The sequence below is a fragment of the Geodermatophilus saharensis genome (assembly GCF_900188205.1).
GTDB classification, from domain to species: domain Bacteria; phylum Actinomycetota; class Actinomycetes; order Mycobacteriales; family Geodermatophilaceae; genus Geodermatophilus; species Geodermatophilus saharensis.
Genome location: NZ_FZOH01000006.1, coordinates 192599 through 213170, shown reverse-complemented (window position 1 = coordinate 213170; position 20572 = coordinate 192599). Strand labels below are relative to the sequence as shown.

General features: G+C 75.7%; 16 protein-coding genes. All 16 read left to right on the top strand.

The features are described from left to right. Positions 1–6 precede the first annotated feature (6 nt). The 16 genes from CHC04_RS16025 (at position 7) to CHC04_RS15950 (ending at position 20500) form a co-directional block, all read left to right on the top strand. Positions 7–1797: an ABC transporter ATP-binding protein gene (locus tag CHC04_RS16025; RefSeq protein WP_217897400.1), complete on the top strand. Its 1791-nt coding sequence runs from the start codon at positions 7–9 to the stop codon at positions 1795–1797. Further along, entirely contained in the window at positions 1794–3602 is a 1809-nt protein-coding gene (locus tag CHC04_RS16020; protein ID WP_245817304.1) for an ABC transporter ATP-binding protein, read from the top strand. The genes CHC04_RS16025 and CHC04_RS16020 overlap by 4 nt, the downstream gene beginning before the upstream one ends. A 30-nt stretch (positions 3603–3632) precedes the next feature. After that, positions 3633–4052, top strand: coding sequence for a chromate transporter (locus CHC04_RS16015; RefSeq protein ID WP_141233824.1), 420 nt, complete (start codon positions 3633–3635; stop codon positions 4050–4052). Positions 4053–4139: 87 nt separating this feature from the next. Then, positions 4140–4655 (top strand): hypothetical protein, encoded by a 516-nt coding sequence (locus CHC04_RS16010; RefSeq protein WP_089404930.1) that lies wholly within the window; start codon positions 4140–4142, stop codon positions 4653–4655. A 10-nt stretch (positions 4656–4665) separates the two neighbouring features. Beyond that, a complete protein-coding gene (locus CHC04_RS16005; RefSeq protein ID WP_089405042.1) occupies positions 4666–6318 on the top strand; it encodes an FAD-binding dehydrogenase in 1653 nt (550 codons plus the stop codon). Further along, on the top strand, positions 6315–6983 hold the full coding sequence (locus CHC04_RS16000; RefSeq protein WP_089404929.1) for a DUF6264 family protein: 669 nt from the start codon (positions 6315–6317) through the stop codon (positions 6981–6983). Before CHC04_RS16005 ends, CHC04_RS16000 begins: the two co-directional genes overlap by 4 nt. Then, on the top strand, positions 6980–7495 hold the full coding sequence (locus CHC04_RS15995) for a hypothetical protein (RefSeq protein WP_089404928.1): 516 nt from the start codon (positions 6980–6982) through the stop codon (positions 7493–7495). The genes CHC04_RS16000 and CHC04_RS15995 overlap by 4 nt, the downstream gene beginning before the upstream one ends. Before the next feature lie 36 nt (positions 7496–7531). After that, a complete protein-coding gene (gene hisI, locus CHC04_RS15990; protein WP_089404927.1) occupies positions 7532–7897 on the top strand; it encodes a phosphoribosyl-AMP cyclohydrolase in 366 nt (121 codons plus the stop codon). Further along, positions 7884–9395, top strand: coding sequence for an anthranilate synthase component I (locus tag CHC04_RS15985; RefSeq protein ID WP_089404926.1), 1512 nt, complete (start codon positions 7884–7886; stop codon positions 9393–9395). Before hisI ends, CHC04_RS15985 begins: the two co-directional genes overlap by 14 nt. After that, positions 9392–10024 (top strand): Trp biosynthesis-associated membrane protein, encoded by a 633-nt coding sequence (locus CHC04_RS15980; protein ID WP_089404925.1) that lies wholly within the window; start codon positions 9392–9394, stop codon positions 10022–10024. Before CHC04_RS15985 ends, CHC04_RS15980 begins: the two co-directional genes overlap by 4 nt. A gap of 60 nt (positions 10025–10084) precedes the next feature. After that, positions 10085–10894, top strand: coding sequence for an indole-3-glycerol phosphate synthase TrpC (gene trpC, locus CHC04_RS15975; RefSeq protein ID WP_089404924.1), 810 nt, complete (start codon positions 10085–10087; stop codon positions 10892–10894). A 55-nt stretch (positions 10895–10949) separates the two neighbouring features. Beyond that, entirely contained in the window at positions 10950–12299 is a 1350-nt protein-coding gene (gene trpB / locus CHC04_RS15970; RefSeq protein ID WP_089404923.1) for a tryptophan synthase subunit beta, read from the top strand. After that, entirely contained in the window at positions 12296–13099 is an 804-nt protein-coding gene (trpA, locus tag CHC04_RS15965; protein ID WP_089404922.1) for a tryptophan synthase subunit alpha, read from the top strand. The genes trpB and trpA overlap by 4 nt, the downstream gene beginning before the upstream one ends. Next, a complete protein-coding gene (gene lgt / locus CHC04_RS15960; RefSeq protein ID WP_089404921.1) occupies positions 13096–14037 on the top strand; it encodes a prolipoprotein diacylglyceryl transferase in 942 nt (313 codons plus the stop codon). The genes trpA and lgt overlap by 4 nt, the downstream gene beginning before the upstream one ends. 318 nt (positions 14038–14355) lie before the next feature. Next, positions 14356–19020, top strand: a complete 4665-nt coding sequence (gltB, locus tag CHC04_RS15955) for a glutamate synthase large subunit (RefSeq protein WP_245817302.1) — start codon at positions 14356–14358, stop codon at positions 19018–19020. After that, positions 19013–20500, top strand: a complete 1488-nt coding sequence (locus CHC04_RS15950; RefSeq protein ID WP_089404920.1) for a glutamate synthase subunit beta — start codon at positions 19013–19015, stop codon at positions 20498–20500. The genes gltB and CHC04_RS15950 overlap by 8 nt, the downstream gene beginning before the upstream one ends. The last annotated feature ends 72 nt before the right edge of the window (positions 20501–20572 follow it).

Here is a 20572-nt window from a genome sequence, read left to right as displayed (position 1 = left end):
AGACCCGTGCCCCCCGCTCGAGACGCCGTCGTCCGGCGGGGACTGCGCCACGTCGGCCGCGCGATCGCCGAGCAGCCGGGGATGTTCACCCTCGCCGTCCTGGCCAGCGGCCTCTACGGCGCGATGACGGTGCTGTCGGCCTTCGTGATCGGCGAGCTCACCGACCGGGTGGTGCTGCCGGCCTTCGACCAGGGCGACACCACCGCCGCCGCCCTGACCCTCACCGTCGCGGTCGTGCTCGGCGTGGCGCTGCTGAAGATCCTCGGCATCCTCGGCCGGCGGCTGTTCGCCGGGATCATGGCCTACCGGCTGCAGGCCGACTACCGCCGCCGGGTCACCGCCCAGTACCTGCGGCTGCCGCTGTCGTGGCACCAGCGCCACCCCACCGGCCAGCTGCTGTCCAACGCCAACTCCGACGTCGAGGCCGCCTGGTTCTTCGTCTCGCCGCTGCCCTTCGCCTGCGGCGCGCTGATCATGATCGCGATCACCGTGGGCGCGCTGGTGGCCACCGACCCGGTGCTCGCGCTGGTCGGCCTGGTCGTCTTCCCGCTGGTCTTCGCCGTCAACGTCGTCTACTCGCAGGTGATGAGCCCGCGCATGCGGCGGGCCCAGCAGCTGCGCGCCGAGGTCAGCGAGATCGCCCACGAGAGCTTCGACGCCGGCCTGGTGGTCAAGACCCTCGGCCGCGAGGACGTCGAGGGCGAGCGGTTCAGCGAGCGCGCGTACGAGCTGCGCGACGGGCTGGTCGCCGTCGGCCGGGTGCGCGGGCTGTTCGACCCGATGATGGAGGCGCTGCCCAGCCTCGGCACGCTCGCCGTGCTGCTGGTCGGCGCCGGCCGGGTCGCCTCCGGCGGCACCGACGCCGGCGACCTGGTCAGCGTCGCCTACCTGTTCACCCTGCTCGCGCTGCCCATCCGCGCGATCGGCTGGGTGCTCGCCGACCTGCCGCGCGCCCTGGCCGGCTTCGACCGGGTCACCCCCGTCCTCGACGCCACCGGCGAGACGCCGCACGGGGCGGGGACGGCCGTGCGCGGCGACGGCGGCGCCGGCCTGACCCTGCGCGCGGTCGACCACGCCTTCGACGGCGCCGCCCGGCCGGTGCTCTCCGGCGTCACCTTCGACGTCGCCGCCGGCAGCACCGTCGCCGTCGTCGGGCCGACCGGGTCGGGCAAGTCCACCCTCGCCGGGCTGCTCGTGCGGCTGGTCGACCCCGCCAGCGGGGAGGTGCTGCTCGACGGCGTCGACGTGCGCAGCCTGCGCGAGGGCGAGGTCAGCGCCCAGGCCGCCTTCGTCCCGCAGGGCACCTTCCTCTTCGACGACACCGTGCGCGGCAACGTCACCCTCGGCGGCCCCTACACCGACGACGAGGTCCGCGCCGCGCTGCGGGTGGCCGCCGCCGAGGACTTCGTCGACCGGCTGCCCGAGGGCCTCGACACGAGGGTCGGCGAGCGCGGCGCCACGCTCTCGGGCGGGCAGCGGCAGCGGATCGCGCTGGCCCGCGCCGTCGTCCGCCGTCCCCGGCTGCTCGTCCTCGACGACGCCACCAGCGCCGTCGACCCCGCCGTCGAGGCCCGCATCCTCGACGCGCTGCGCAGTCACCCCGCCAACCGTGCCGACCGGCCCTCCACCGTCGTCGTGGTCGCCTACCGCCAGGCCACCATCGCCCTCGCCGACGAGGTGGTGTGGCTCGAGGGCGGCCGGGTGACCGCGCGCGGCAGCCACGAGGAGCTGCTGGCCGCCGTCCCCGGCTACGCGGCGCTGGTGCGCGCCTACTCGCAGGCGGAGGTGGCGGCGTGACCGGACGACGGGACGGCGCGGTCGCGACCCTGCGCCGCGGGCTGCGGGCGATGCCGGAGTTCCGCCGCGGGCTGCCGGCCACCTTCGCCCTCGCGCTGGTCGCCACCGCCGGGCGGGTGGTCGTGCCGATCGCCGTCCAGCAGGTGGTCGACCGCGGGCTGCTCGCCCCCGGCGGGCCCGACCTCGGCCTGGTCCGCACGCTGGTGCTCGTCTGCGCCGCCGTCGTCCTGCTCACCGGCGTCGCCGTGTACCGGATGAACGTGCGGCTGTTCCGCACCACCGAGACCGCGCTGGCCGGGCTGCGCACGCGCGCCTTCCGGCACGTCCACGACCTGTCGGTGCTGCACCAGCAGGGGCAGCGCCGCGGCTCCCTGGTCTCCCGCGTCACCAGCGACGTCGACCAGCTGTCCACCTTCATGCAGTGGGGCGGCGTGCTCGGCGTGGTCAGCCTCGGCCAGCTGGTCGTGGCGACGGCGGTCATGTTCGTCTACTCCTGGCAGCTGACCCTGCTGGTGCTGGTCTGCTTCGTGCCGCTGGGCTTCGCCGTGCGCTGGTTCGCCAAGCGGCTGGCTGTCGCCTACGGCGTGGTCCGCGAGCGGGTCGGCGACGTGCTCGCCGCGGTCTCGGAGTCCGTCGTGGGCGCCCCGACCGTGCGCGCCTACGGCATCCGCGAGCGCACCGCCGCCCGGCTCGACCGCTCCATCGGCCGCCACTACCGCGCCCAGGTCGACGCGCAGAAGGTGACCGCGGCGGTGTTCGTCAGCGGCGAGTTCGTCGCCGCGATCGCCAACGCCGCGGTGGTCGTCGTCGGGGTGCTGCTGGGTCTGGCCGGCCACATCAGCGCCGGCACGCTGATCGCCTTCCTGTTCCTCGTCACGCTGTTCGTCGCGCCGGTGCAGACCGCCAGCGAGGTGCTCAACGAGGCGCAGAACGCCCTCGCCGGGTTCCGCCGCGTGCTCGACGTCCTCGACACCGAGCCCGACGTCCGCGACCCGGCCGCCACCGGCGCCGCACGCGACCTGCCCGCCGGGCCGCTGGGCGTCCGCCTCGAGCACGTCGGCTTCCGCTACGCGGAGGGCGCGCGGCCCGCGCTGCAGGACGTCGACCTGACCCTGGCGCCGCGCCGCAGTTACGCCGTCGTCGGCGAGACCGGCTCGGGCAAGACGACGCTGGCCAAGCTGGTCACCCGGCTCATGGACCCCACCGAGGGCCGGGTCCTGCTCGGCTCCGACGCCGCCGGCTGGGTGCCGCTGACCGACGTCGCCTTCTCCTCCCTGCGCCGGCGGGTCGGGATGGTGCCGCAGGACGGGTTCCTCTTCGACGCGACCGTCGCCGACAACGTCCGCTACGGCCGGCCCGGCCTCACCGACGCGCAGGTGACCGCGGCCTTCGAGGAGCTCGGCCTGGGCGACTGGGTGCGCGGCCTGGCCGACGGCGTGGCGACGCCGGTGGGCCAGCGCGGTGACTCGATGTCGGCGGGGGAGCGGCAGCTGGTCGCCATCGCCCGCGCGCACGTCGCCGCCCCCGACCTGCTCGTCCTCGACGAGGCCACCAGCGCCGTCGACCCGGCCACCGAGCGGCGGCTGACCCTCGCCCTCGACCGGCTCACCGAGGGCCGCACCACGCTGACCATCGCCCACCGGCTGTCGACCGCCGAGCGCGCCGACGAGGTGCTCGTCGTCGACGCCGGACGGGTCGTGCAGCGCGGGGCGCACGCCGAGCTGGTCGACGCGGTCGGGCCCTACGCCGGGCTGCACGCCTCGTGGCGGCGGTCCTCGGCCGGGGAGCCCGAGCGCGTGGCCTGACCACCCCCTCGCTCTTCTAGGCTGCGCCACGTGAGCCCGTCTCCCCGGACCCCCGTGCCGGCCGTCGCCGCCGCCGTCCTGGCGGGGCTGGGCGTGCTGCCGTTGGCGCTCGTGGCCTTCCTGGTCTACGCGCTCGGCGGGCTGCAGGCCGACGACGGGCGCGAGTGGTTCACCCTGGTCCTGCTGATCGTCCCGCCCTTCCTGCAGATCTTCGCCCTCACCTGGTTCCTGTACCGGCGCGGTCGGGTGCCGCTGGTCGTCTCCGCGCTCGTCGCGTGCGGTGTCGCCGGACTCGTGGTCGCCACCGCCCGGTCGGTCGGGGACCCGGTGGGCCCGGGGCCGTTCGTCCTGGCGCTGTGCCCGGTGCTGGCCGCGGGGCTGGCGCTGTCCCCGCCGGTGGGCCGGTGGCTGGCCGACGCGCGGGCCCAGCGGCGCGGCCGCGAGACCTGACCCCGTCCCGGGCAGGTGGCCTCCCGGCAGGGGCCCGCCGCGAGCGTGCGAGTGGCGGGGTGCAGGGAGGTCCTTACTCTGCGCGGCATGCCGTCGTCCCCACCCCGCCGGGCGGGAACCCGGCGCTCCCCGCGAGCGGCGGCCGCGCCGTCGGCCCGGGCCCTGCCCCCGGCGCCGGTCCGGCCGCTCACCGCGCCGTTCGCCGCCGTCTTCGGGCTGCTCGTCGCCGCCGAGGACCTCTACCTCGCCCGGCTGCTGGAGGAGCCCGAACCGGGCCGGACCTGGGTCGGGGCCGCCCTGGCGGCGCTGGCGCTGGTCGCGCTGGCCGGCTCCGCGCTGGTGCTGCTCGGGCGCGGCCGGGGCTGGCTGGTCCTCACGCTGGCCACCGTCCCGTCGGTGCTGCTGCTGCTCGGCGTCGCGCTGCTGTTCGGCGTCCTCGGCGACGGCGGCGCCGTCGGCTGGGCGCTGCTGCTGCTCACCGGCCCGGTCGGGTGCCTGGTGCTCGCGGTGCGCCGCCCGATCCGGGAGTGGACCCGACCCCGCCGGGGGATCCCGCCGCCGGCGACGGCCCGTCCGGACCGCGGGCGGCCGCGCGGCCGCTAGCGTGCCCGCCGTGGTGGACACAGACGTCGTCGTGGTGGGGTCCGGGCTGGCCGGGCTGGTGGCGACCGCCGAGCTGGCCGACGCCGGCAAGCGGGTGGTGCTCGTCGAGCAGGAGCCGGAGGCCTCCTTCGGCGGCCAGGCCTGGTGGTCCTTCGGCGGCCTGTTCCTCGTCGACTCGCCCGAGCAGCGCCGCCTGCGGGTCCGCGACTCCCTCGAGCTCGCCCGCCAGGACTGGTTCGGCACCGCCGGCTTCGACCGCGAGGAGGACCACTGGCCGCGGCAGTGGGCCGAGGCCTACCTGCAGTTCGCCGCGGGGGAGAAGCGGGCCTGGCTGCGCGAGCAGGGCGTCGGCTTCTTCCCGGTCGTCGGCTGGGCCGAGCGCGGCGGCTACACCGCGACCGGCCACGGCAACTCGGTGCCGCGGTTCCACATCGTGTGGGGCACCGGCCCGGGCATCGTCGAGCCGTTCGCCCGCCGGGTGCGCGCCGCGGTCGACCGCGGGCTGGTCGAGCTGCGCTTCCGCCACCGGGTCACCGGACCAGTGGTCACCGACGGTGCGGTCACCGGGGTCCGCGGCGAGGTGCTCGAGCCCAGCGGCGCCGCCCGCGGCGAGGCCAGCTCGCGCACGGCCGTCGGCGAGTTCGAGATCGCCGCGCAGGCCGTCGTCGTCACCTCCGGCGGCATCGGCGGCAACCACGAGCTGGTGCGCAGGAACTGGCCGGCCCGGCTGGGCCCGGCGCCGCAGCGGCTGCTGTCGGGGGTGCCCGCCCACGTCGACGGGCTGATGCTGCAGGCCACCGAGGCCGCCGGCGCGAACGTCATCAACGGCGACCGGATGTGGCACTACACCGAGGGCATCGCCAACCACTCGCCCGTCTGGGACCGGCACGGCATCCGCATCCTCCCGGGGCCCTCGTCGCTGTGGCTCGACGCCACCGGCACCCGGCTGCCGGTCCCGCTGTTCCCCGGCTTCGACACCCTCGGCACCCTCGCCCACATCGGCGCGACCGGGTACGAGCACACCTGGTTCGTCGCCACGAAGAAGATCGTCGAGAAGGAGTTCGCCCTCTCCGGCTCCGAGCAGAACCCGGACCTGACCGGCAAGGACCTCCGGCTGCTGGTCAACCGGGTCAGGGCCGGCGTCTCCGCCCCCGTGCAGGCATTCCTCGACCGCGGCGAGGACTTCGTCACCGCTCCCACGCTGCCCGAGCTGGTCGCCGGCATGAACCGCGTCACCGGCGGCACCCCCGAGCTCGACCTCGCCACGGTCGAGCGCGAGGTGCTCGCCCGCGACCGCGCGGTCGCCAACGCCTTCACCAAGGACCTGCAGCTGACCGCCATCCGCGGTGCCCGCAGCTACCTCGGCGACAAGCTCATCCGGGTCGCCCCGCCGCACCGGCTGCTCGACCCCGAGGCCGGCCCGCTGATCGCCGTCCGGCTCAACCTGCTGACCCGCAAGACCCTCGGCGGGCTGGAGACCGACCTGTCCGCCCGGGTGCTGCGGCCCGGCGGCGCGGTGTTCCCCGGCCTGTACGCCGCCGGGGAGGTCGCCGGCTTCGGCGGCGGGGGCGTGCACGGCTACCGGTCGCTGGAGGGCACCTTCCTCGGCGGCTGCCTGTTCTCCGGTCGGGTGGCCGGCCGGGCGCTGGCGGCGGCGCTGTGACCACCCCCGGGACCACCCCCGGCAGTCCCTGGGCCGACCCGGACACGCAGACCGAGGAGGTCGCCTACGCCGGGCCCCCGTCGTACGCGACCCCGCCGGCGCCGGCCTCCCCGCCGGCCGGGTACGGCTGGGCGCCCCCGCCGGTGCCCTACTGGGCGTACGGCCCGCCCGCGCCGCCGCGCCCGCGCCGCCCCGGGCAGGTCGTGGCCGCCGCGGTCCTCGCCTTCGTCCAGGCCGGGGTCGTCGCCCTGTCCTCGGCCTACCTGCTCCTGCTGGCCAGCACCCTCGGCCTGCTGTCGACGGAGTTCGGCGGCGACGCGGAGGCCGACTCGCTGGTCACCGAGGCCGTCGTCGTCACCGTCGTGCAGCTGCTGTCCGCGGTGGCGCTCGTCGTCGGCGGCATCCTGGTGCTCAACCGGCGCAGCCGTCCGACCTGGCTGACGCTGCTGGTCGGCTTCGCCGTCCAGCTCGTCCTCTGTCTGTACTGGGTCGTGCGGCTGAGCACCCTCGACGGGTTCACCGACGAGATCGGGCCCGGCGCCGTGCTGATCGGCCTGGTCCTGTTCTTCGCCGCCGCGCCGGCGGTGGGCCTGGGCCTGCTGCTGGCCGGCAGCGTGCGCCGCTGGGCCGACGGACCGGAGCCGGCCGAGGGGGGCGTGCGGTGACCGGCCGGCCCGGGCACCCCGTTCCGTTCCCGCCCGCGGCGCCCCCGCTGCCGCCCTCCGCCGCGCCGCGCCGGCCGGGCACCCTGGTCACCGCGTGCGTGCTCGCCTGCCTGCTCGCCGCCGCCTCGGTGCCCGGGGCGGGAGCCACCTGGTGGTTCGCCGGTGCCAGCGACCTCTACGGCGAGCTGGGCTCTCCCGTGCCGCGGCAGGGCCTGGTGCTGGCGCTCCTGGAGCTCGCCGCCGCCGGGGCCCTGGTCACCGGCGTCGTGCTGCTGGCCGCCGGCATCGACCGCCGGACCCTGGTGGTCACCTGCGCGGTGGAGCTCGGCGTCGTCGGCTGGTGGCTGTACCAGGTCGGAGCCGGGCCGTTCGGCGTCTACGAGACCGACCGGCTGGTCTTCGGCGGCACCGCGCTGGCCTTCGGCGCGGTCGCGGTGACCACCGCCGCGCTGGCCCTGTCCCCGCCGAGCGGGCGCTGGCTCGCCGTCCGCCGGGCGCTGCGGGGCCGCTGAGCGGGCCCGCCCCGCGGGCGGGGGAGAATCGCCGGCATGCCCGCCGTCGACTCCGCTCTCGACCCCGCCGTCGCCGCGCTGCTGCGCCGCGACCCCGCCGGGCTGGTCGCCGCCGTCGTCCAGCAGCACGGCACCGGCGAGGTGCTCATGCTCGCCTGGATGGACGACGAGGCGCTGCGCCGCACGCTGACCACGGGCCGCGCCACCTACTGGTCGCGCAGCCGGCGGGAGTACTGGGTCAAGGGCGAGACCTCCGGGAACCGGCAGTGGGTCCGCGACGTGCGCCTGGACTGCGACGGCGACGCGCTGCTCGTGATGGTCGACCAGGAGGGCCCGGCCTGCCACACCGGCGCGCGCTCCTGCTTCTCCCGCGACCTGGAGGTCACCCGTGCGGCTCGGTGAGACCACCCCGTCCCGCGAGGACTTCCTCGCCGCCGACCAGCCGGTCGTGCCGGTCACCCGGCGGCTGCTGGCCGACGGCGAGACCGCGGTCGGCGTCTACCGCAAGCTCGCCGGCAACCGCCCGGGCACCGTGCTGCTGGAGTCGGCCGAGCAGGGCAAGCGGTGGTCGCGCTACAGCTTCGTCGGCGTGCGCAGCGCCGGCGTCCTCACCGAGCGCGACGGGCGCACCCTCTGGCTCGGCGACCGGCTGCCCGGCGTCACCGACGACCTGCCCGACGACCCGCTGGCCGCGGTCCGCACGCTGTCCCGGCGGCTGCGCTCGCCGCGCACCCCCGACCTGCCGCGGCTCACCGGCGGGCTGGTCGGCTACCTCGGCTACGACGTCGTCCGGCGCCTGGAGCGGCTGCCCACCACCGCCGCCGACGACCTCGGCATGCCCGAGCTGTCGCTGGCCCTGGTCACCGACCTCGCCGTCCTCGACCACACCGACGGCACCGTGCTGCTCATCGCCAACGCGTTCCGGCGGACCGCCGAGGACGCCGGCGCGGCCTGGGACGACGCCGTCGCCCGCCTGGACGCCATGGCCGCCGACCTCACCAAGGCCGTGCCGCCGGGGGTGGCCACCTTCACCCCGGCCGAGCCGCCGCCGGTGCGCAGCACCATGGCGCCGGGGGAGTACGAGGCCGGGGTGGAGACCGTCCGCGAGCACATCCGCGCCGGCGACGCCTTCCAGGTGGTGCTCGCGCAGCGGTTCCAGACCGACACCGACGTCGACGCGCTCGACCTCTACCGGGTGCTGCGGGCGACCAACCCCTCGCCGTACATGTACCTGCTGCGCTTCGCCGGCCGGGAGACGCCCTTCGACGTCGTCGGCTCCTCCCCGGAGGCGCTGGTCACCGTCACCGGCAGCCAGGCCGTCGTCCACCCGCCGGCCGGCACCCGCCCGCGCGGGGCCACCGAGGAGGAGGACCTGCGGCTGGCCGAGGGCCTGCTGGCCGACCCCAAGGAGCGCGCCGAGCACGTGATGCTCGTCGACCTCGCCCGCAACGACCTCGGCCGGGTCTGCGTGCCGGGCACGGTCGAGGTGCCCGACTTCATGCGCGTCGAGTACTACAGCCACGTCATGCACCTGGTCTCGACCGTCTCCGGCGAGGTCAGCCCCGACCGCGACGCCCTCGACGTCTTCGACGCCACCTTCCCGGCCGGCACCGTCTCCGGCGCCCCGAAGCCGCGGGCCATGGAGATCATCGAGTCGCTCGAGCCCACCCGGCGGGCGCTCTACGCCGGCACCGTCGGGTACGTCGACGCCGGCGGCGACATGGACATGGCCATCGCCATCCGCACCGCCGTGCTGCACCAGGGCCGCGCCTACGTGCAGGCCGGCGCCGGCATCGTCGCCGACAGCGACCCGGCCACCGAGGAGGCCGAGACCCGGCACAAGGCGCGGGCGGTGCTCTCGGCGATCGCGACGGCGGAGGGCATGCGGGAGGTGAGGTGACACCGACGGCGCGGCGCGAGCTCGGGACGGCGCTGGCCGGCTGCGCGCTGGCCGGCGCGCTCGCGCTGACGGCCGGCGGGCAGACCTGGTCCACGGTCACCGTCACCCGCCGCCCGCCGCTGCCGCCGGTCACCGAGGCGCTGACCGGGTCGGCGCTCGCCCCGCTGGTCCCCGCCGCCGGCCTGCTGCTGCTCGCCGCCGCGGTGGCGGTGCTCGCCGTCCGCGGCGCCGGGCGCGCCGTCGTCGGCGCGCTGGTGGTGCTCTCCGGCGCGGCGCTGGGCTGGTCGGGGCTGCGGGTGCTGACCGGTGCCGCCGATCCCGGGACGGCGGCGCCGGGGGAGCGGCGCACCGCCGAGCTCGCCGCCGCCTGGCCGGCGCTCTGCCTGGTCGCGGCCGTCGTCGCGCTCGCCGCGGGCGGGCTGGTCCTCGCCCGGGGACGGCGGTGGCCCGGCATGGGCGGCCGCTACGAGCGCACGCCCGCGGCCGCCGCGCCCGCCCCGGCGCGGGCGCGCACCGAGGAGGAGCGGGCGCTCGACGCCTGGCGTGCGCTCGACCGCGGGGACGACCCCACCGACGACGGGGAACCCGCCGACGACCCGGCGCCCGGCCCCCCGGACCGCCGCCGTTAGGGTGGAGCGACCGTCCCGGCGGGACCGGGCAGACCCGACGACCAGCAGCGAGGAGGCGGTGTGACCGTCCTCGACGACATCGTCGCCGGCGTCCGTGAGGACGTCGCGGCGCGCGAGGTGGCCACCCCGCTGGCCGAGGTGAAGGCCGCCGCCCGCGACGCCCGCCCTGCGCGGGACGCGCTCGCCGCCCTGCGCGAGCCCGGTGTCGGCGTCATCGCCGAGGTCAAGCGCCGCAGCCCCAGCAAGGGCGCCCTCGCCGACATCCCCGACCCCACCGTCCTCGCCCGGCAGTACGCCGCGGGCGGCGCCCGGGTCATCAGCGTGCTCACCGAGCGGCGCCGGTTCGGCGGCTCGCAGGCCGACCTCGCCGCCGTCCGCGCCGCCGTCGACGTGCCGGTGCTGTGCAAGGACTTCGTCGTCAGCAGCTACCAGGTGCACGAGGCGCGGGCGCACGGCGCCGACGTCGTCCTGCTCATCGTCGCCGCCCTGGAGCAGAACGCGCTGCTGGGCCTGCTCGAGCGGGTCGAGTCGCTGGGCATGACGGCGCTGGTGGAGGTGCACACCGAGGCCGAGGCCGACCGCGCCCTGGCCGCCGGTGCCTCGGTCATCGGCGTCAACGCCCGCGACCTCACCACCCTCGAGATCGACCTCGGCACCTTCGAGCGGATCGCGCCGGGCCTGCCCTCGGAGGTGGTCAAGGTCGCCGAGTCCGGCGTCCGCGGCCCGCGCGAGCTCATCGCCTACGCCGCCGCCGGTGCCGACGCCGTCCTGGTCGGCGAGGGCCTGGTCACCGCCGGCGACCCCCGCCAGGCGGTCGCCGACCTGGTCACCGCCGGGTCGCACCCCGCGGTGCCCCGCACGACCCGCTGACGGCCCCGCGGACCCCCTCCACCGCACGGGCGCCGCGGCGCGGGACACTGGGCGCATGACCAGCAGCGCCGTGCACCCGCCCCAGGACCGACCCGCTCCGGCGCGTCCGTCCTGGCCGGACGCCACGGGCCACTTCGGCGTCTTCGGCGGCCGCTTCGTCCCCGAGGCGCTGATCGCCGCGCTCGACGAGCTCACCGAGGCCTACGAGGCGATGCGCGTCGACCCCGCCTTCCTGGCGGAGTTCGCCGCCCTGCAGCGCGACTACACCGGCCGGCCCAGCCCGGTCACCGAGGTGCCCCGCTTCGCCGAGCACGCCGGCGGCGCGCGGGTGCTGCTCAAGCGCGAGGACCTCAACCACACCGGCTCGCACAAGATCAACAACGTGCTGGGCCAGGCCCTGCTGACCCGGCGGATCGGCAAGCAGCGGGTCATCGCCGAGACCGGCGCCGGCCAGCACGGCGTCGCGACCGCCACCGCCGCGGCGCTCATGGGGCTGTCCTGCACCATCTACATGGGCGAGGAGGACACCCGCCGGCAGGCGCTCAACGTCGCCCGCATGCGGCTGCTCGGCGCCGAGGTCATCCCGGTCACCACCGGCTCGCGCACCCTCAAGGACGCCATCAATGAGGCCTTCCGCGACTGGGTCACCAACGTCGAGACGACGAACTACGTCTTCGGCACCGTCGCCGGCCCGCACCCGTTCCCGGCGATGGTCCGCGACTTCCAGCGGGTCATCGGCGACGAGGCCCGCGCGCAGGTGCTCGAGCGCGAGGGCCGGCTCCCCGACGCGGTGCTGGCCTGCGTCGGCGGCGGCTCCAACGCGATCGGGATCTTCACCGCGTTCGTGCCCGACGAGGGCGTGCGCCTGGTCGGCCTGGAGGCCGGCGGCGACGGCGTCGACACCGGCCGGCACGCCGCGACCATCACCGGGGGAGCGCCGGGCGTGCTGCACGGCGCCCGCTCCTACCTGCTGCAGGACGACAACGGGCAGACGATCGAGTCCCACTCCATCAGCGCCGGCCTGGACTACCCGGGCGTCGGCCCGGAGCACAGCTTCCTGCACGACGTCGGCCGCGCCGAGTACCGCCCGGTCACCGACGCCGAGGCCATGGAGGCCTTCGCGCTGCTGTGCCGCACCGAGGGCATCATCCCGGCGATCGAGTCCGCGCACGCCCTCGCCGGGGCGCTCGTCCTCGGCCGGGAGCTGGGCCCCGACGCGCTGCTGCTGGTCAACCTCTCCGGCCGCGGCGACAAGGACGTGGAGACGGCGTCGCGCTGGTTCGGCCTCGGCGACCGCGAGCACGTCGAGCCCGGCGCCGGCATGGACACCGACCAGCGGCCCACCGAGGGCGCGGTCGTCAACGACGAGGCCGTCGCCGGCCAGGACGCGGGGGAGTCGGCGTGAGCGCGCTGCAGGACCGGATCGCGCAGGCGCGGGCCGAGGGGCGGGCCGCGCTGCTCGGCTACCTGCCGGTCGGGTACCCCGACGTGCCCCGCTCGATCGAGGCCATGGTCGCCCTGGTCGAGGGCGGCGCCGACGCGGTGGAGATCGGCGTCCCGTACTCCGACCCCGGCATGGAGGGCCCGGTCATCCAGGAGGCGATGGACGTCGCCGTCCGGGCCGGCGTGGGCCTGCGCGACGTGTTCGGCGCGGTCCGCGCGGTCGCCGACGCCGGGGCGGTGCCGGTGGTGATGAGCTACTGGAACCCGATCGAGCACTACGGCGTCGACCGGTTCGCCGACGACCTGGCCGCCGCCGGGGGCGCGGGCGCGATCACCCCCGACCTGATCCCCGACGAGGCCGCCCCGTGGCTGGCCGCCACCGAGCGCACCGGCCTCGACCGGGTCTTCCTCGTCGCGCCGTCGTCCACCGACGCCCGCCTGGCCGCCACCGTCGCCGCCTGCCGCGGCTTCGTCTACGCCGCCTCGACGATGGGCGTCACCGGCGCCCGGGCCACGGTGAGCGACGCGGCCGAGCGGCTGGTCACCCGCACCCGCGCCGTCGCCGGCGAGCTGCCGGTGTGCGTCGGCCTCGGCGTCTCCACCGGCGACCAGGCCGCGGAGGTGGCCGGTTTCGCCGACGGCGTCATCGTCGGGTCCGCCTACGTCCGGCGGGTGCTCGACGGCCGTGGCCCCGAGGGCGTGCGGGCGCTGTCGGCCGAGCTCGCCGAGGGCGTGCGCCGCGGTGCGGGCGTGCCCTCGTGAGCACGCTCGCGGCGATCCCCAGCCCCGCGCAGGGCACCTGGTACCTCGGGCCGTTCCCGCTGCGGGCCTACGCGCTGTGCATCATCGCCGGCATCGTGGCCGCCTGCTGGATCGCCGAGCGGCGCTGGGTGGCCCGCGGCGGGCGGCCCGGTGAGGTCCTCGACATCGCCGTCTGGGCGGTGCCCTTCGGCATCCTCGGCGGCCGGCTCTACCACGTCGTCACCACGCCGCAGCCCTACTTCGGCGAGGGCGGCGACCCGCTGCGGGCCTTCGCGATCTGGGAGGGCGGCCTCGGCATCTGGGGTGCGATCGCCCTCGGTGGCGTCGGCGCGTGGATCGCCTGCCGCCGCCGCGGCATCCCGCTGCCGGCCTTCGCCGACGCCATCGCCCCCGGCCTGCTGGTCGCCCAGGCCATCGGCCGCCTCGGCAACTGGTTCAACCAGGAGCTCTTCGGCCGGCCGACGACGCTGCCGTGGGCGCTGGAGATCGACGCCGCGCACCGCCCCGCCGGCTACGAGGCCTTCGCCACGTTCCACCCGACGTTCCTCTACGAGCTGCTGTGGAACCTCGCCGCGGCCGCCGTCGTCGTGTGGGCCGACCGCCGGTTCCGCCTCTCCCACGGCCGGGCGTTCGCCCTCTACGTCGCGCTGTACTGCGCCGGCCGGCTGTGGATCGAGCTGCTGCGCATCGACGACGCCAACCGGATCCTCGGCGTCCGGCTCAACGTGTTCACCTGCATCGTGGTCGGCCTGCTCGCCGTCGCCTACCTGGTGTGGCAGCGCGGCCGCCCGCGGGAGGTCGTCGACCGGGTGCACCCCACCGACGACACCGCCGGGGACACCCCCGGGGACCCCGACGGCGAGGTGGCCGGCGACCCCGCCGCACCGGACGTCCGGCGGTCGGCGGACCGCTCCTCCGACACACCCGGGACGCCCTGAGCGGACGCGCCGCGGACACCGTCGGGACGCGTGGACGGCGCGTTGCGGCTGTGTACCCTCCTGGGCAGACTCCCCAGCGATCCTGGGTCGTCGCACGTGTCGGAACCGGGCCAGTGCTGCCCCGCGGACGACGACCCCGTGGCACCACCCGCGGGGCCGCGAGCTCAGCCGGTCCGGGCACACCGTGTCCGCCGGACGCCGGCTCACCGCAGACCGGGCCGCTCCCCGCGGCTCCGTCGCACCGCCCCCCTGACCACCGGCCGTGCTCCCGCGCCGTCCTCCGCGAGGACGGCGCGGCAGCCGACGACGGGAGTGACCATGTCCGGGTCCCGCACCCCCGCCACCCGCACCACCACCGGCCCGGCCGTGCCCTTCTCGGCCACGCCGCCGACCGCCGGCCTCTACGACCCGGCGAACGACTCCGACGCCTGCGGTGTCGCGTTCGTGGCCGACGCCCGGGGCCGCCGCTCGCGCGCGATCGTGGCCGCCGGCCTCACCGCGCTGCACAACCTCGACCACCGCGGCGCGGCCGGCGCCGAGCCCAACTCCGGCGACGGCGCCGGCATCCTGACCCAGGTGCCCGACGCGCTGCTGCGGGCCGCCGTCGACTTCGACCTGCCGCCGCTGGGCGAGTACGCCGTCGGCATCGCCTTCCTGCCCCTCGACGCCGGCGAGCGCGCCGCCCGCCAGGCCGACGTCGCGCGGATCGCCGCCGAGGAGGGGCTGACCGTCCTCGGCTGGCGCGACGTCCCGGTCGACCCCGACGGCGCCGACCTCGGTCCCACCGCCCGCGCGGTCATGCCGCACTTCGCGCAGCTGTTCGTCGCCGAGACCATGGGCGCCCGCGCCGACGCCGCCGCGTTCGGCGGCCCGCGCGCGGTCAACGGCGTCACCCGGCTCGAGCGGCGCTCCTTCGTGCTGCGCAAGCGCGCCGAGCGGGAGGCCCGCGACGCCGGCAGCTCGCTGTACGTGGTCTCGCTGTCGTCGCGGACGCTGACCTACAAGGGCATGCTCACCACCGACCAGCTGCCCGCGTTCTTCCCCGACCTGCGCGACGAGCGCTACGAGTCGGCGATCGCGCTGGTGCACAGCCGGTTCTCCACCAACACCTTCCCCAGCTGGCCGCTGGCCCACCCGTTCCGGTTCATCGCCCACAACGGCGAGATCAACACCATCAAGGGCAACCGCAACCGGATGCGGGCCCGCGAGGCCCAGCTCGAGACCGACCTGTTCGACGGCCCCGCCGGCCCGGCGCGCGAGCTCGGCCTGGAGCGCGTCTTCCCGGTCACCGCCAGCGACTTCAGCGACTCGGCCACCTTCGACGAGGTGCTCGAGCTGCTGCACCTGTCGGGCCGCTCGCTGCCGCACGCGGTGCTGATGATGATCCCGGAGGCGTGGGAGAACCACGACGAGATGGACCCGGCCCGGCGGGCGTTCTACCGGTTCCACTCCTCGATCATGGAGCCCTGGGACGGGCCGGCCTGCGTGGCCTTCACCGACGGCACGCTCATCGGCGCCGTCCTCGACCGCAACGGCCTGCGCCCGGGCCGCTGGCTGCGCACGAAGGACGACCTCGTCGTCCTGGCCAGCGAGACCGGCGTGCTCGACATCCCCGCCGGCGACGTCGTCGCCAAGGGCCGGCTGCAGCCGGGCCGGATGTTCCTGGTCGACACCTCCTCGGGGCGGATCGTCTCCGACGAGGAGGTCAAGGGCGCCCTGGCCGCCGAGCACCCCTACGAGGACTGGCTGCACGCCGGCCTGGTGCACCTGCCCTCGCTGCCCGAGCGGCGGCGCGCGCGCCCCAGCCACGAGTCGGTGGTGCGCCGCCAGCAGCTGTTCGGGTACACCGAGGAGGAGCTGCGGGTCCTGCTCACCCCGATGGCCTCCACCGGGGCCGAGCCGATCGGCTCGATGGGAACCGACACCCCGATCGCCGCGCTGTCGGACCGCTCCCGGCAGCTCTACGACTACTTCGGGCAGCTGTTCGCGCAGGTGACCAACCCGCCGCTGGACGCCATCCGCGAGGAGCTGGTGACCAGCCTGGGCCGCACCTTCGGCCCCGAGCAGAACCTGCTCTCGGCCGGCGCGGCCTCCTGCCGGCAGGTGTACCTGCCCTTCCCGGTCATCGACAACGACGAGCTGGCCAAGATCCTGCACATCGACGACGACGGCGACCTGCCCGGCTTCGCCGCCGTCCGGATCACCGGCCACTTCGACGTCACCGGCGGCGGCCCGGCGCTGGTCGAGGCCGTCGAGCAGCTGCGGGCCAAGGTCAGCCGGGCCATCTCGGCCGGGGCCCGGATCATCGTGCTCTCCGACCGCGACTGCGACGAGAAGCGCGCCCCGATCCCGTCGCTGCTCATGACCGCCGCCGTCCACCACCACCTGGTGCGCGAGCGCACCCGGATGCAGGTCGGCCTGGTCGTGGAGTCCGGCGACTGCCGCGAGGTGCACCACGTCGCGCTGCTGCTCGGCTACGGCGCGGCCGCGGTCAACCCCTACCTCGCCTTCGAGTCCATCGAGGACCTCATCCGCGACGGCGTCCTCACCGGCGTGCAGCCGGCCCAGGCGGTCCGCAACGTCGTCAAGGCGCTGGGCAAGGGCGTCCTGAAGGTCATGAGCAAGATGGGCATCAGCACCGTCGGCTCGTACACGATGGCGCAGATCTTCGAGGCGGTCGGCCTGTCGCAGGACGTCGTCGACGAGTACTTCACCGGCACCTCCTGTCCCCTCGGCGGCGTCGGCATGGACGTGCTCGCCGAGGAGGTCGCCATGCGGCACCGGCGCGCCTACCCGGAGAACCCGACCGAGCGCGCCCACCGCCGGCTGGAGACCGGCGGTGAGTACCAGTGGCGCCGCGAGGGCGAGGTGCACCTGTTCAACCCCGAGACGGTGTTCCTGCTCCAGCACGCCACCCGCTCGCGGCAGTACGAGGTCTTCCAGCGCTACACCGACACCGTCGACCGGCTGTCGGAGGAGGCCGCCACCCTGCGCGGGCTGTTCGCCGTCAAGGAGGGCGTGCGGCCGCCGGTGCCGATCGAGGAGGTCGAGCCGGCGAGCGAGATCGTCAAGCGGTTCCAGACCGGCGCGATGAGCTACGGCTCCATCTCGCAGGAGGCGCACGAGACCCTCGCCATCGCCATGAACCGGCTCGGCGGGCGGTCCAACACCGGGGAGGGCGGCGAGGACCCCGACCGGTACGTGCCCGACCCCAACGGCGACCTGCGCCGCTCGGCGATCAAGCAGGTGGCCAGCGGCCGCTTCGGGGTGACCAGCGAGTACCTGGTCAACGCCGACGACGTCCAGATCAAGATGGCGCAGGGCGCCAAGCCCGGCGAGGGCGGGCAGCTGCCCGGCGGCAAGGTCTACCCGTGGGTGGCCCGCACCCGGCACTCCACCCCCGGCGTCGGCCTGATCAGCCCGCCGCCGCACCACGACATCTACTCGATCGAGGACCTCAAGCAGCTCATCCACGACCTGAAGAACGCCAACGACCAGGCGCGGGTGAACGTCAAGCTGGTCGCCGAGGTCGGCGTCGGGACGGTCGCGGCCGGGGTCAGCAAGGCCCACGCCGACGTCGTCCTGATCTCCGGGCACGACGGCGGCACCGGCGCGGCGCCGCTGACCTCGCTGAAGCACGCCGGCTCGCCGTGGGAGCTCGGCCTGGCCGAGACGCAGCAGACGCTGCTGGCCAACGGCCTGCGCGACCGGATCGTGGTGCAGGTCGACGGGCAGATGAAGACCGGCCGCGACGTCGTCGTCGCGATGCTGCTCGGCGCCGAGGAGTACGGCTTCGCGACCGCACCGCTGGTGGTCTCCGGCTGCATCATGATGCGGGTCTGCCACCTCGACACCTGCCCGGTCGGCGTCGCCACCCAGAACCCCGAGCTGCGCAAGCGGTTCACCGGGCGGCCGGAGTTCGTGGTCACCTTCTTCGAGTTCCTCGCCGAGCAGGTGCGGCAGTACCTGGCCCAGCTGGGCTTCCGCTCGGTCGACGAGGCCGTCGGCCACGTCGAGCTGCTCGACACCCGCCAGGCGGTCGACCACTGGAAGGCCCGCGGGCTGGACCTCTCGCCGGCGCTGGCGCTGCCCGAGCTGCCCGAGGGTGCGCCGCGGCGCGCGGTCCGCACCCAGGACCACGGCCTCGACCTCGCCCTCGACCAGACGCTGATCCAGCTGTGCGAGGGCGCGCTGCTCGACGCCCGGCCGGTGCGCCTGGAGCTGCCGGTGCGCAACGTCAACCGCACCGTCGGCACCATGCTCGGCTCGATGGTCACCCGCCGCTTCGGCGGGCAGGGCCTGCCCGACGACACCATCGACCTGACCTTCACCGGGTCGGCCGGCCAGTCCTTCGGCGCGTTCCTGCCCCGCGGGATCACCATGCGGCTGTTCGGCGACGCCAACGACTACGTCGGCAAGGGGCTCTCGGGCGGGCGGGTCGTCGTCCGCCCGGCCCGCGAGGCGACCTTCGCCGCCGAGGACAACGTCATCGCCGGCAACGTCATCGGCTACGGCGCCACCGGCGGGGAGGTGTTCCTGCGCGGCCGGGTCGGCGAGCGGTTCTGCGTGCGCAACTCCGGGGCGCTGGCCGTCGTCGAGGGCGTCGGCGACCACGCGCTGGAGTACATGACCGGCGGCCGCGCGGTGATCCTGGGGCCCACCGGCCGCAACGTCGCGGCCGGCATGTCCGGTGGCGTCGGGTACGTGCTGGACCTGGCCCGGCACCGGGTGAACCCCGAGATGGTCGACGTCGAGCCGCTCGACGTCGAGTCCGCCCAGTGGCTGCGGGAGGTCCTGGTGCGCTACCAGGCCGAGACCGAGTCGCCGGTGGCCGCCGCGCTGCTGGCCGACTGGGGCCGCTGGTCGGGGCAGTTCAGCGTGATCATGCCGCGCGACTACCGGCGCGCGCTCGAGGCCCGGCGCGCCGCCGAGGCCGCCGGCACCGACGTGGACCGAGCTGTGATGGAGGCCGCACGTGGCTGACTCGACGGGTTTCCTGAAGTACGAGCGGGCGCTGCCGCCCCGGCGGCCGGTCGACGTCCGCATCCTCGACTGGAAGGACGTCTACCTCTCCCGCCAGAACGGGGAGGACGGCGTCTACCCCGTCGCGGCGCTGCGCCAGCAGGCCGCCCGGTGCATGGACTGCGGCATCCCGTTCTGCCACCACGGCTGCCCGCTGGGCAACCTCATCCCGGAGTGGAACGACCTCGCCCGCCGCGACGACTGGCGCGACGCGATCGAGCGGCTGCACGCGACCAACAACTTCCCGGAGTTCACCGGGAAGCTGTGCCCGGCGCCCTGCGAGGGCGCCTGCGTGCTGAACCTGCAGGAGTCCCCGGTCACGATCAAGCAGATCGAGTGGGAGATCATCGACCAGGCCTTCGAGCGGGGGTACGTCGAGCCGCAGGCCCCCGCCGAGCGCACCGGCAAGCGGGTCGCCGTCGTCGGGTCCGGGCCGGCCGGGCTGGCCGCCGCCCAGCAGCTCACCCGCGCCGGGCACGACGTCACCGTCTACGAGCGGGCCGACCGCATCGGCGGGCTGCTCCGCTACGGCATCCCCGAGTTCAAGATGGAGAAGGCCGTCCTGGACCGGCGGCTGGACCAGATGCGCGCCGAGGGCACCCGCTTCGTCACCGGCGTCGAGGTCGGCGGCAGCGGTCCGGGCGACCTGTCGGTCGAGGAGCTGCGCGACGGGCACGACGCCGTCGTCCTCGCCGCCGGGGCCACCGTCGGCCGCGACCTGCCCGTGCCCGGCCGCGAGCTCGAGGGCATCCACCTGGCGATGGAGTTCCTGCCCTTCGGCAACCGGCAGGCGCTCGGTGAGCTCGACGACCCGCCGATCACCGCCAAGGGCAAGGACGTCGTCATCATCGGTGGCGGCGACACCGGCGCCGACTGCCTGGGCACCTCCCACCGGCAGGGCGCCCGCTCGGTGACCCAGCTGGAGATCATGCCGGCGCCCCCGGAGACGCGGGCGCCCGGCAACCCGTGGCCGACCTACCCGATGGTCATGCGGGTGTCCTCCGCGCACGAGGAGGGCGGCGAGCGGCTGTACTCGGTCAGCACCGAGCGGTTCCTGGGCGACGACGAGGGCCGCGTGCGCGCGCTGGTGCTCCACGAGGTCGAGCAGGTCGACGGCCGGTTCCGGAAGGTCGAGGGCACCGAGCGCGAGCTGCCCGCCCAGCTGGTGCTGCTGGCCATGGGCTTCACCGGCGTGCAGCGCGAGGGCCTGGTGGAGGCGCTGGGGCTCGACGTCGACGGGCGCGGCAACGTCGTCCGCGACGACGAGTTCGCCTCCTCCGTGCCCGGCGTGTTCGTCGCCGGGGACGCCGGCCGCGGCCAGTCGCTGATCGTGTGGGCCATCGCCGAGGGCCGCGCCGCCGCGGGCGCCGTCGACCAGTGGCTGACCGGCAGCAGCATGCTGCCCCGGCCGGTCACCCCGACGGCGGTCGCACTCCGGTGACGGGATGGAACGGCCCTCCCGCAGGGGCCCGCCGGTGAGCTCGCGAGCCGGTGGGGAGCGGGAGGGTCCTTC